The 11,785-nt window shown below is 71.5% G+C and carries 9 protein-coding genes; 8 read left to right on the top strand and 1 reads right to left on the bottom strand.

Annotation, left to right across the window (positions count from 1 at the left end; genetic code table 11):
* Window positions 1-22: 22 nt before the first annotated feature.
* The 6 genes from APR04_RS19765 to APR04_RS19790 all read left to right on the top strand — a co-directional run bounded on the left by APR04_RS19765 (window position 23) and on the right by APR04_RS19790 (window position 7,920).
* Window positions 23-1,849 (top strand): RNA polymerase sigma factor, encoded by a 1,827-nt coding sequence (locus APR04_RS19765; RefSeq protein WP_253873415.1) that lies wholly within the window; start codon window positions 23-25, stop codon window positions 1,847-1,849.
* A 112-nt stretch (window positions 1,850-1,961) separates the two neighbouring features.
* Window positions 1,962-3,770, top strand: coding sequence for an RNA polymerase sigma factor (locus APR04_RS19770; protein WP_253873417.1), 1,809 nt, complete (start codon window positions 1,962-1,964; stop codon window positions 3,768-3,770).
* 99 nt (window positions 3,771-3,869) lie between these two features.
* Window positions 3,870-4,448, top strand: coding sequence for a sigma-70 family RNA polymerase sigma factor (locus APR04_RS19775; protein WP_253873419.1), 579 nt, complete (start codon window positions 3,870-3,872; stop codon window positions 4,446-4,448).
* The gene (locus tag APR04_RS19780; RefSeq protein ID WP_253873421.1) at window positions 4,445-6,196 is read left to right on the top strand and encodes a hypothetical protein; all 1,752 of its coding nucleotides are present in this window, start codon (window positions 4,445-4,447) and stop codon (window positions 6,194-6,196) included. The genes APR04_RS19775 and APR04_RS19780 overlap by 4 nt, the downstream gene beginning before the upstream one ends.
* 147 nt (window positions 6,197-6,343) lie before the next feature.
* Window positions 6,344-6,895 (top strand): sigma-70 family RNA polymerase sigma factor, encoded by a 552-nt coding sequence (locus APR04_RS19785; RefSeq protein WP_253873423.1) that lies wholly within the window; start codon window positions 6,344-6,346, stop codon window positions 6,893-6,895.
* Window positions 6,892-7,920: a hypothetical protein gene (locus tag APR04_RS19790; RefSeq protein ID WP_253873425.1), complete on the top strand. Its 1,029-nt coding sequence runs from the start codon at window positions 6,892-6,894 to the stop codon at window positions 7,918-7,920. Before APR04_RS19785 ends, APR04_RS19790 begins: the two co-directional genes overlap by 4 nt.
* A 4-nt stretch (window positions 7,921-7,924) precedes the next feature.
* Here the strand turns inward: APR04_RS19790 and APR04_RS19795 are convergent, their stop codons facing one another.
* Entirely contained in the window at window positions 7,925-9,220 is a 1,296-nt protein-coding gene (locus tag APR04_RS19795; protein WP_253873427.1) for an oxygenase MpaB family protein, read from the bottom strand.
* A gap of 294 nt (window positions 9,221-9,514) precedes the next feature.
* On the opposite strand from APR04_RS19795, the gene APR04_RS19800 reads away from it, so the two are divergent.
* Together APR04_RS19800 and APR04_RS19805 are read left to right on the top strand one after the other, a co-directional pair.
* The gene (locus APR04_RS19800) at window positions 9,515-9,937 is read left to right on the top strand and encodes a sigma-70 family RNA polymerase sigma factor (RefSeq protein WP_253873429.1); all 423 of its coding nucleotides are present in this window, start codon (window positions 9,515-9,517) and stop codon (window positions 9,935-9,937) included.
* Window positions 9,934-11,727 carry a hypothetical protein gene (locus APR04_RS19805; RefSeq protein WP_253873431.1) on the top strand — a complete coding sequence of 598 codons (1,794 nt, stop codon included), beginning with the start codon at window positions 9,934-9,936 and terminating at the stop codon, window positions 11,725-11,727. The genes APR04_RS19800 and APR04_RS19805 overlap by 4 nt, the downstream gene beginning before the upstream one ends.
* Window positions 11,728-11,785: the final 58 nt, after the last annotated feature.

The following is an 11,785-nucleotide window of genomic DNA, read 5'->3' on the forward strand; positions in this document are numbered from 1 at the left end:
ACAGGGAGAGGGGACGTCCTCGATGACGCAGTGGGAGGTCGAGCTCACCGAGCTCGCGACGAGACGTGGCGGGGCGCTCGTCGGGTACGCGTACTCGTTGTGCCAGGACCGGGCACAGGCCGAGGACCTGGTGCAGGACGCGCTGGTGAAGGTGTTCTCGCGCCTGCGCCGCCCGACCGGGTCGGGCGACGGCGGGCAGGACGTCGTGCACCTGGATCAGCCGCAGCGCACGAACACGGAGGGGTATGTTCGCCGGGCGATCCTGACGATCTATCTCGACGGTTACCGGCGGCAGAAGAACTGGTCCGGCTTCAAGCACCTCCTGGCCGACGACGACCGGTCGCCGGCCGCGGACCGGGTCGCCACCGCGCGGGTCGACGTCGGCGTGGCCCTGGCCCAGCTCTCCCCACGGCAGCGTGAGGCCGTGGTGCTGCGCTTCTTCGAGGACCTGACCGTGCCCCAGATCGCGGCGGCCCTCGGGACGAGGCCGGGCACCATCAAGCGGTATCTGTCGGACGCGATGGAGCTGTTGCGCGCCTCGCTCGCAGAGGTCGTGGCGCCCGAGACGGACAGCTCGCTGGACGAGCGGCTCGACGTGGTGGCCGGCGCGGTGCGGCGCCGTCGGGCAACGAAGGTGGGCGCTGTGGCGGGCGTGTCGATGGTCCTGGCCGTGGCGCTCGTCTGGGGTGCGTGGGCGGTCGAGCCGTGGATCCGGTCGGAGCCGCTGCCGGCGGACGACAAGGTCGAGTACACGCCGGGTTACGTGCCGGGCAACTGGTCCGACGATGCCGGCGTGTACTGCGGGATGCCGGTCGAGGAGCTCGAGGCGTTGGACGCTGGCACCTTCGAGGTGGAGGTCACCGGGGGTCTTGCTCCGCGAGCGGATGGCACCTCCACCTCCTGGGAGGTTCCGGTGACGGTCACCGGGACCGTTCCCGACGACATGGCCGACGACGAGCGCGGGTACTTCATGACCTCACCGCTGATCGTGTGGGCCCAGGACGGCCGGGTCGTCGACCTCGGCACCGGGTGGCGCGAGATGGACTCGGAGGTCTCGTCGGCACTGTCGGAGGAGGGCGCCTGGAGCGGGCCGGCGACGGCGGGCAACTCGACGACGTGCCTGGAAGACACCCTCGTGGAAGGCGGCGTCGGTGACGAGTACGACAACGAGCGCCCCGGGGCGAGCTACGAGCTACGCGTGGTCATGACCGACAGCTCCGCCTCCGGACAGGCTGATGGGCAGCCCGATCTCCTGGTCAGCGATCCGGCCACCGTGGACCTGGACAGCGGTGTCGCGTCGGCGCCGACCTTCGGGGCGCCGTCGGGCGACTGCAGCGGGGCCGCCTACGCGGGCCGGGGCCTGAGGGCGCAGGATCTCCCGGAGCGGACGAGAGCCGCCACCGCCGAGCTCCTCGCAGCGGTCATCACCTGCGACGAGAGAAAGGTCGCCGAGCTCGGCGGTGCGCTGGACACGGCGCCCCTCTCGCAGTCGGTGTCGCCGTCGGTCAACGAAGTGTTCGCGCTGCCCGAGGCCGACGGCCAGGTCCCGTACGCGACCGTCGCGCGACTCCTGACCGAGACCCGCCCAGCCGTCGACGCGTCGGGACTGGCCTGGCCCTGGCCCCGGGTGTCCAGGTCGGTCGACGACGACGCGGCGTGGCAGGAGGCGATCGACGCCGGCGCCATCACCGAGGAGCAGGCCGCGACCGACCGCGCGAAGGGCGTCTACACGGGATGGCGGCTGGAGGTCGACGACAACGGCGAGCCGAGCCCGGTGACCTGGCGGGGCTTCTACGAGGGCGACGACAGCTGGTGCTCCAGGCCGGACGCCGAACCGGGGTGCAGCTAGCCTCCGGCGTCCCCGCAGTCGGTACGGGCTCGACGGTTTTTCTCGTCACCCGCATCATCGTTCTCCTCTCCCCACCCGTCAGGGAGCATGAGAGGGAGAGGGGGCGTCCGACATGGCGCAGTGGGAGACGGAGCTCGAGGAGCTCATGGCGCGGCGCAGCCGCGCGCTGGTCGGCTATGCGTTCACGCTGACGCGCGACGTGCCGCGGGCCGAGGACCTGGTGCAGGACGCGCTGGTCAAGGTGTTCTCGCGCCTGCGCCGTCCGGCCGAGACCGGCGGCGGCGGCGGAAAGAGCATGCACCTGGACCAGGACGAGCCCCGGCTGACCAACGTGGAGGGCTACGTGCGCCGGGCGATCCTGACCATCTACCTGGACGGCTACCGGCGGCAGAGCAGCTGGACGGGCATCAAGCACCTGCTCGCCGACGACGCCTTCGCGCCCGCGGCGGAGCGCGCCGCGACGGCAAGGGTCGACGTCGGTGTGGCGCTCGCGCGCCTGTCCCCGCGGCAGCGCGAGTCGGTGGTGCTGCGGTTCTTCGAGGACATGACGGTGCCCCAGATCGCGCAGACGCTCGGGACGAGCCCGGGCACCATCAAGCGGCACCTGTCCAACGCGATGGAGCTGCTGCGCACGTCGCTCGCCGAGATGAACGTGCCGGAGATGGAGACCTCCTTCGAGGACCGGCTCGGCGCCGTATCGGGTTCGGTCCGTCGCCGTCGGGCCGTGAAGGTCGGTGCCCTCGGCGGGGCCACGCTGGTGGTGGCGGGTCTGCTGGCCGTCGCCGCGCTGTGGGGGCCAGACCGCCTCCTGTCGGAGCCGGTGCCGCCGGCCACCCCGAGCCCCGGGGTGTCGAACGGGGCGGTCGGCGCCGGCTGGGCGCCCAGCGGCTGGCGCGCGAAGGGCCCGCAGTTCTACTGCGGCATGGAGGTGACGGAGCTGGTGTCGTCGTCCGACACGGTGCGATTGGAGCTCACTGGTGACGCCGAGCTCGTGGAAGGTGTGGAAGATGGCACGGGGCCCCCGGACGACCATCTGGCCGCGCCCATCCGGATCACCCGGACCGGGGCCGATGGCCTGTCCCTCGACGGCCAGTTCCCCCAGCTGGTCTTCGCGCAGGACGGTCTGGTGGTCGACATCAGCGGGGGCTGGAACGAGGGCGGCGGGTACGTCCTGCCCGACGCCGGTGAGTCCGCGGAGGCCGTCGCCGAGGCGAGCGCTACCACCGCATGCGGACAATGGACGACGAACAGCGCGCTGCCCTTCGAGACGTACCTGGACGCGCGCCCGGCGGGCACCTACGACGTCTACGCGGTGCTGCCGTGGAGCGAGTACTCGGGCCCGAGCGACTTGACCGGTACAAGCCGCTTTGCCGTCAGCGGGCCGGTCACCATGGCGGTTCCGGCACTCGAGGTGCCGGAAGAGGAGCCGCTGACCGTGGACATCCGCGACGGCTACCAGCCGCCGTGGCTCGAGGGGACGAACCTGGCCTGTGGGGCCTATGCGTCCGGAATCCCGGGAGACTGGCAGGTGCCCTGGGCGGGATCGATCCTGGAGCTGAGGGCCGAGGACCAGCTGGAGGGCGCCCCCCAGGACAGGGTGACGGTCACGTTCACCGAGACGGAGGGAGAGGCCGTCGACACGACTCGTACGCCGTTCACGACGGTCTGGCTCAGTGACGGGCGTGTGGTGGGTGTCGGCCGCGACGTCTGGTCCGATCCGGTGGAGCCCCTTGGCGTCGACGCGAAGGGCGAGACGTCCGTCGTCGTGTCGATCGAGCCCGACCGGACGTGTCTCAAGAACCCGGACGCCGAGCTGCCCGCCGGGGGCTACGACGTGTACGCCCTCGCGGAGCTCGATCCGGGCGCGGGGGGCGAGCGGGAGCTCATGCTGACGAACGCCGTCTACTACGCCGTGGACTGATCGGGCAGGCAGCGAAGCCGCAGACCAACGAAACCTCCCGGCGGCGCGTCATGGTGCATGTGGAGACGATGACAGCACACACGCACCCGGGAGGTGGCCATGGCGGGATGGGAGAGCGAGCTCGATGAGCTCATGCGAGTGCGCGGCAGCGCGCTCGTCCGCTACGCCTACATGCTCTCGGGCGACCGCGCGCTCGCCGAGGACCTGGTCCAGGACGCGCTGGTCAAGGTCTACTCGCGGCTGCGCGGCCGGCCCGCCGTCTCCGGGGCGGTGGGCGTGCCCGAGGGCAGCCGGGCGCACGACCTCGACTCCCCGTTCACGAACGCCGAGGGCTACGTGCGACGGGCGGTGCTCACCATCTACCTGGACGGCTACCGCAAGCGGCAGCGCTGGACCGGGATCAAGCATCTCCTGGCAGACGACCTCAGCAGCCGTGGTGCTGACCATGCCGCCTCGGCGCGGATCGACGTGATGGCGGCGCTCGCGCGGCTCGGCGCTCGCGAGCGGGCCTGCGTCGTGCTCCGCTACTTCGAGGACATGACGGTGCCGCAGATCGCGGAGGTCCTGGGTACCGCCCAGGGAACTGTCAAGCGGTACCTGTCTGATGCCACCAAGAACATGCAGGAGTTCCTGCGCCCCGACGACTTCCGACCTGCCGAAGGGAGGGCTGCCCGATGAACATCGACCGTAACGACAGCTGGAACGACGACGACTTCCTGAGCGGCGCGCTCCGTGGCGCCGCCGACAACATTCCCGGTGGGGAGGTGGACGACCTGCACATCTCGTTCGGAGTGGTGCGTGACCGCGTGCGGCGCCGTCGCGCCGCCAAGATCGGCAGCCTCGCGGGCGTCAGCCTCGTGCTGGTGGGCGGGATCGCCTTCGGCGCTACCAAGACGCCGCTGCTGGACAGCGATGCGCCGGTGCTTCCCGGCGAGTCCCAGAGCGCGTTCATGACACCGGGACCGGACGACTCCGCGAGCGATACCGCGACCCAGGCGCCGGAGCCGGTCCCGAGTGGGCCGCCCGCCCGGGACATCATCCAGTTCGACTACACGCCCCCGTGGCTCACGGAGATCGACAGTGGGCGCCTGACGTGCGGCATGCCCGTGGACGAGCTCGAGTCGACGGCGGCCGGTTGGTCGGTCACAGCGGCCGGTGACATCTACTCCAAGGTCGAGAACTACTCGGGCGTCTCGTCACCAGCCTTGGGCATGGCGGCGACGTTCCAAGGAGGGGATGGCTCGCTCGACGTGGCTCCGACTCTCGTGTGGAGCCAGGACGGCGTGGTGGTGGACCTGGGCTTGAACGTCTTCGAAGGGGCCGGCCCGCAGACCGAGCCGCTGCTCGGATCCGGGGGCGGAGCCGTCGAGGCCCAAGGCCGTTCGGCGTCATCGTGCATACCGACCGGGACGAGCGACGTCTTCGAGACATCGCTCCCGGACGGCGACTACGAGGTGCGCGTGGTCGCCTTCCCGGAGGTCGTCTCAGGCCAGTGGGGGACGGCGGTGAGCGAGCCGGTAGAGGTCCGCTTCGACGGCACCGGCGTGCACAGCCCGACCGGGACACGCGGCGGCACGGCGACCATCGAGCCCCTGGCGCCCAACGAGGACGAGCTGACCCGGTTCGTGCTCGACCGCAGCACCGACTGGGTCCTGGCGCAGCAGGAGCAGAGCAACTACAGCTCGACCGATCCCACGCGGGTCACCGCTCAGTGCGAGAGCGTGAGCACCGGAGACTCGGTGCCGTTCGAGATAGTGGTGCCGTCGACCCAGGATGTGGTCGGCTCCGGCTCCATCGATTGCGACGCCACCGAGCAGGTCACCGACGTCGAGGTGCCGGACGTCGGCGGGGAGGTCCTCGACATCCGGCTGGGTGATGTACCCGACGGCGTCGTGCGGCTCGAGGCCGTCCTCGCCCCGAGCGGCGGTGACGGGGGTGACGCCGCAGCTGACTGCTCGGCCAGCGGCCTGACCATGGAGTACGACCCGAGCCGTTCGCCGAGCGAGGGCGCGAGCACGACCGCGCGGGCCATCGTGACGGCGGCCCAGGACTGCGACGTCGACCGGATGGTCGAGCTGGCCACGCAGCACCCCACGGAGCTGATGGTCACCGCCGAACCCGCTGAGGAGGTCTTCGCCCTGCCGGAGGGCGACGAGCAGCACTACCGCACCCTGGTCGCCCTGCTGGCCGGCACCGGTGGCGCGTTCGACGGCGCGGACACCGCCAACCGGAACGTGGTGTGGCCGCGGGTCGCCACCGAAGAGTTCCGCGACTCCGACGAGGCGTGGCGGGAGGTTGTGACCGCGGGCCTGCTCACCGAGGAGCAGGCTGACGCCCAGCGGGCCGACGAGCTGTTCGGCTACACAGGGATGGAGGTCGCCATCGATGAGGCGGGGGCCTGGAGGATCTACGCCGCCACCCCTTGATGTGATCGCTTGAACCGGACGGCTGGATCGTGTCCCAACGCTTTCTGTGCCCCGCTCGTATCAGTGTGTGAGCGGGGCACAGGGGCCCGCCGCGGCGAATGGGACGAACATGACCGGTGAGGCCTTCAGACAGCGGGCGGGGGCATCATGAGCACCCGCTGGGACGAGGAGCTCACGGACCTCGTCACGAGCAGAGGGCGCGCCCTCGTCGGGTACGGGTACGCGCTGACGGGTGACGTCCGGCGGGCAGAGGACCTGGTCCAGGATGCTCTGGTGCGCGTCTTCCGGCGGTTCCGCCGTCCCGAGGCCGCGGGCACGTCCGGTCGCACCGAGTTTCCCCTGAACGACGACGGAAACCACGCGGGCATCGAGGCCTACGTGCGCCGGACGATGCTCAACCTCTACATCGACGAGAGCCGCCGGTTCGCGCTGTGGCGCAAGGCCGAGCCCAAGCTGGCGGGGCCGGACCGGATCAAGGCGCCGGCGTCGGACATCACTGCCCGCGCGGACGTGACGGCAGCGTTGCGGGGGCTGAGCCCGCGCCAGCGTGCGTGCGTGGTGCTCCGGTTCTACGACGACCTGACCGTGCCCCAGATCGCCACGACCCTCGGCATCTCGCAGGGCACCATCAAGCGATACCTGGCCGACGGGATCCACGCGCTGCGTGGGGTGCTGGTGCCGGAAGGAGAGCTCACATGAGCGGGCACGACGATCTTGGGTTCGACGCCGACCTCGGCCACGGCCGCGACGTCCTGAAGCAGACCATCGGTGCGCTGGTCGACGGGGCCGCACCCTCCGGCGTGCCCAGTACCCCGGAGGAGAACCTCGGCCTCCTGCGTCGCCGGGTGCGTACCTGGCGTATCGCCAAGGCGGGGGCGGTAGGGCTGACCAGCGCCGTCGTGGTGGGTGTGCTCGCCTTCAGCACCGCACAGGCCTCGACCTGGACCCGGTCGGAACCGCTGCCCGGCCGGCCCACCGTGCAGAGCACCGAACGGGGGCCGGCGCCGTCGGAGATCCCGACGACGCGCATGTCGCCCAGCCCGACGGCGTCCGCGAGCCCGTCGCCATCGCCGTCGCCGTCCAGCACGCCCGAGGCGACGCCGTCGGGAGCCGCTTCCGTCGATCCGACACCGGAGGTGAGTGCGTCGCCTGCGGAGACCGAGGAGCCTGTGGACCTGATCACCGCGCCGTTCGACGACGGGTACCAGCCATGGGGGGACGCGTATCCCGTGTGGTGCGGCATGCAGGACGAGGATCTGGTGTCGACGAGCCCGTCGGTGTCGATCGAGATCGTCGGCGACCTGACCTACGAGGGTGGGGAAGACGGACCCAGAAGCGTCCCGGTCCGGCTCACGGGGGAGATGCCGGGGTACGTCGAACCCGGAAGCGAAGGCGCCACCGAGACCATCGGGAACGAGGCGCTGCTGATCTGGTCGCAGGGCGGTCGGGTGGTTGACCTCGGCCAGTCGTGGAGGGAGGGCAACTACGAGATCCCGCCCGCGCTCAACGACACGGGGGAGTGGACCGGTGAGGCCTACGCGTCGTCCTACAGCACCTGCGTCGAAGCGGACAGCTCGGGGGACGGCATGTTCTACGACAACGTGCGCGCGGCTGGGACCTACCAGGTCCGCGCCGTTCAGGTGCACAACATCGGCGACCCCGGCGCCAGTACCAACGAGGAGTACCTGGTGATCAGTGACCCCGTCACGGTCACCGTCCCCTGACGTGTCAGACGCCCGGGTCACCAGCGTGACCTGGGCGCCCGACATGTCGGGGAGGTTCTGACAGGTAGCTCGCCAGGATCGCGTCGCTGCGGCGTCGGCCCCACCGGTCGAGGCGCTCGCGGCCCCACCGAGAGCGTCCGAGCAGGTGGTAGCGCCACACGTTGAGCGGCAGCAGGTAGGCGTGCGCCCATGGTGGGCGCAGCGGCAGGCCGAGCTCGCGCATGCTGCGCACCCCGAGGAACGCCGTGAGCATCGACAGCAGGCGCTCGCGCTCGAACCGGGCGCGCCACGGCTGCCACCAGGACGGGCCGGGGTAGGTCCGGTCGGCCTGCGCTGCGACCACCGCCCGGGCCAGCCGCGGCCCGGCGTCCGAGATCCCCGCCTGCGCGAGCAGCACGTGATAGTTCATGCGGTGTCGCGCCCACTCGTCGTCGACCAGGAAGTCGGCGTGCACGCCCAGCAGGTGCCCCACCCACTTCCACAGGTGCATCAGCGCCCGGCTGTCCGACGGCGGGATGCGCACCCCGAGCGCCCGGCACCCGACTATCAGGGCACCGTCGAACAGTCCGAGGGTCGCCGCCTGGTCGGCCTGGTTGATCGGCAGGCCCCAGCGCGCGGTGTCCCAGCGGTCCGGCCCGGTGCGGTCAGCGAAGGAGGCGCCGACCAGCGCGTGCATCGCCCGGACCTGCACGGTGGCTCGCCAGGCGGGGCCGTAGGGCCGGAGCGCTCCGGGCTCGGACAGCCCGACCGTCCACTCCTGCGTCTCCGCGAGCCGACGCAGTGTGCCGCCGGTCAGCGCGCCCGTCGCCACGAGCAGGTCAGTGGGACCGCCGAACCGGTACCCGCCCACGAGCGAGAGCTGGAGCAGCACGTCGCCCGCGTTCTGCCCGAGCCGTCGCTGCACGGCGGCGCCGGCCTCGACGAGATCCCAGTCCACCCAGTCCGGCACGGTGGTGGCCTCGTCGAGAAAGTGGCGCAGCGCCTCTGGTACGTCCACGCTGAGACCGATCTCATCGTCGGCGCTGTGCGAACGGCCGGTCAGCGCCGCCCGGAGTCGCGCGTGGGTCACCCGGCCCGGTGCTCCGGCCGGCAGGCGCATGGCGGTGGCGAGGGCCGCCCCGACGTCGTCCTCCTCGAAGAACGCGCGGCCGATCCGGTCCAGCAGAGCCTCGTCCACGCTGCGTACGTGCCCGAGCACGCGCAGCGGGTGGCCGATCCGTGTCCCGCGCGCCTCTGCGGAGCGGAACCGGAGCGGGTACGCCGCGGTGGGCCGCCCGGCGTCGTCCGTGCTGCTGACCATCTCCCTATCCTGGCCTGCCTGCTCGCGTACCCACAGGAATCCGATGCCGAGCTGCCCCAACCTCGGGGCGAGCTGGTTCGTCGATACGGTCAGGACAGCAGGAAGGAGCCGGCAATGGGCTGGCACGAAGACCTGGAGACGCTTGCAGCGCAGCGCGGCAGCGTGCTCGTCGGGTACGCGTACACGTTGTGCGGCGACGTCCGGCAGGCCGAGGACCTGGTGTAGGAGGCGTTGGTCAAGTACTGCTCCCGCCTCGTGCGGCCGGATGGTCGGCGAGACGCCACCGCGTCGGGCATGCGGACGGTTCCGCTGGACGGGCCGGAGCGCCGGCCCGAGAGGCAGGCCGTGGAGTTCGCCGAGGCGTACGTGCGTCGCATGGTGCTGAACCTCTACCTGGACGGCTGGCGCCGCCGGAAGAGGTGGGCAGTCATCGAGCCGCGGATCGCCACCGACGACCGGGTGCGGTTTCCCGACTCGGGCATCACCGCCCGGGCCGACGTGGTGCAGGCGCTCTCGCGGCTCTCGCCCCGGCAGCGGGCGTGCGTGGTGCTGCGCTACTTCGAGGACATGACGATCGAGCAGGTGGCGCAGACGCTCGGGAACGCCCCGGGCACCGTCAAGCGCCACCTCCATGACGCGCTGCACGTCCTGCGGGACGTGCTGGAACCGGCTGGATCGGCCGCTGGATCGGCCACGGCAGAGGGAGCATTGCGATGAACCAGCACGACGACGGCCGGGGCCAGGACCACGGCTGGGTGGATCCGGCGGAGGCCGGTCTCCTGAAGCAGACGTTCGGCGCGATGGCGGGCGGGGTGGACCCGGCTTCCCCCACGGGCCCCGCCGCGACGATGTCGGTGATGAGCAAGCGGGTGCGACGGCGTCGGACGGTGAAGCTGGGCGGGCTCGGCGGTGGCGCTCTCGCGCTGGTGGGCGCGCTGGTGCTCGGGGCGGGGCAGCTGGCGCCCGCCTCACCGGACCGGTCCGAGCTGCTGCCGGGGTCGCCCTCGTCCTCCTCCACGCCGACGTCCTCGCCTGTGCAGGCGGACACGCCGGACTTCAAGGTCAAGGACGGCTACCAGCCGCCCTGGCTGGAATGGAGCGACCTGACGTGCGGCATGCCGGTGGCCGACTTGAAGTCCACGGCCTCGGGCTGGTCGGTGGCGCCGGCCGGTGACATCTACGCCCGGACGACGGATCTCGGGGACGCCCCTTCGACGTCGTGGCGAATGGCGGCGGCGATCGAGGAGGGACCGGGCGTGCTGGACTCCTCCCTCGCCCTGGTGTGGAGCCAGGACGGCAAGGTGGTGGACCTCGGGCCCGATGTGTTCGGCGCTGCTGGCCGACCGGACCCCGTGCCACTGATCAGTTCCGACCCGGCGGCCTACCTCGAGGCTCACGGCGCTGGGGCTTCGACCTGCGCTCCGACTGGGACCGGCGTCGATCCGGTCTACGAGGCGCGTCTGCCCGAGGGCGACTACGACGTGCGGGTGGTCGCCTTCCCGCACGACGGCTCCGGGCAGGACGGCTCCGGCACGTTGGGTGCCACGGTGGTGAGCGAGCCGGTCGCGGTCCACATCGACGCCGTCGGAGCGCACAGCCGCACCGGGACCAGGGGCGGCGAGTCGACCATCGAGCCTCCGGAGCCGGTACCCGGTGAGATCTCGCGGTTCGAGCTGGACCGTTCCACCGACTGGGTCACGGCGAGCATGACGTACCGGCGCCATCTGCCGGCGCCCGCGGTGTCCGTCACCGCTCGGTGCGAGAGCACCAACCCGGCAGACACCGTGCCGTTCGAGGTGGTGCTGGAGTCGACCGGCCAGGCGTACAGGTCCGGTGAGGTCGTCTGCGACGGTACGGAGACCGTGCTGCCCTTCGGCGCTCTCGGCATCAGCGGCGGCGCGATCGACCTCCGGGTGCCGCACGGGCAGACCGTGCCCGACGGGGTGGCCCGGTTCTCGGCGGTGCTCGCGCCCTCGGCCAGTGCCGATGGCACGGATCCGGCCGGAGACTGTTCGGCGAGCGGGCTCGACGTTGCCGACGACCCGCTGAGCTCGCCGAGCGACGCGGCGACGGACACTGCCGATGCCATCCTGGACGCCGCTCTCGCCTGCGACTCCGGGGAGCTGATCGAGCTGGCGGCGGCATCCGGCGCCGAGCTGATGGTCCCACGGGAGGCACCGGAGGACACCTTCGCGCTTCCCGAGACCGCTGCGCTGCCGTACCGCACGTTGGCCGCCTTGCTGGGCGGCACCAGCGGTGCGCTCCGCACTGGTCAGAGGGACGACGGAGAGCCGGAGCCCGTCGTGTGGCCGCGGGTCGCGGTGGAGGAGTTCGCAGACTCCGACGAAGCCTGGCAGGAGGTCGTGGACGCCGGTCTGCTCACGGCCGAGGACGCGGCCGCCCAGCGCGCCAACACGACGCACGGGTACCAGGGAATGGTCGTGAGCATCAACGAGGACGGCACCTGGCGGAGCTACTACGCCGTCGGGGCATTCCCCCGCCAGTAGCTCGTGATCGCATCGCACCGCCGGTCGAGCTCGTCGAGACCTGTCTCTCGACAAGCTC

Origin of the sequence: Promicromonospora umidemergens, from assembly GCF_024171995.1 — a bacterium.
Classification (GTDB): Bacteria; Actinomycetota; Actinomycetes; order Actinomycetales; family Cellulomonadaceae; genus Promicromonospora; species Promicromonospora umidemergens.

What these genes read in the sequence shown, in the direction of transcription:
- APR04_RS19795 (WP_253873427.1), bottom strand. Translation starts at nt 9,220, where the DNA reads ATGGTCAGCAGCACGGACGACGCCGGGCGGCCCACCGCGGCGTACCCG.
- APR04_RS19770 (WP_253873417.1), top strand. Translation starts at nt 1,962, where the DNA reads ATGGCGCAGTGGGAGACGGAGCTCGAGGAGCTCATGGCGCGGCGCAGC.
- APR04_RS19800 (WP_253873429.1), top strand. Translation starts at nt 9,515, where the DNA reads ATGCGGACGGTTCCGCTGGACGGGCCGGAGCGCCGGCCCGAGAGGCAG.
- APR04_RS19805 (WP_253873431.1), top strand. Translation starts at nt 9,934, where the DNA reads ATGAACCAGCACGACGACGGCCGGGGCCAGGACCACGGCTGGGTGGAT.
- APR04_RS19785 (WP_253873423.1), top strand. Translation starts at nt 6,344, where the DNA reads ATGAGCACCCGCTGGGACGAGGAGCTCACGGACCTCGTCACGAGCAGA.
- APR04_RS19765 (WP_253873415.1), top strand. Translation starts at nt 23, where the DNA reads ATGACGCAGTGGGAGGTCGAGCTCACCGAGCTCGCGACGAGACGTGGC.
- APR04_RS19775 (WP_253873419.1), top strand. Translation starts at nt 3,870, where the DNA reads ATGGCGGGATGGGAGAGCGAGCTCGATGAGCTCATGCGAGTGCGCGGC.
- APR04_RS19790 (WP_253873425.1), top strand. Translation starts at nt 6,892, where the DNA reads ATGAGCGGGCACGACGATCTTGGGTTCGACGCCGACCTCGGCCACGGC.
- APR04_RS19780 (WP_253873421.1), top strand. Translation starts at nt 4,445, where the DNA reads ATGAACATCGACCGTAACGACAGCTGGAACGACGACGACTTCCTGAGC.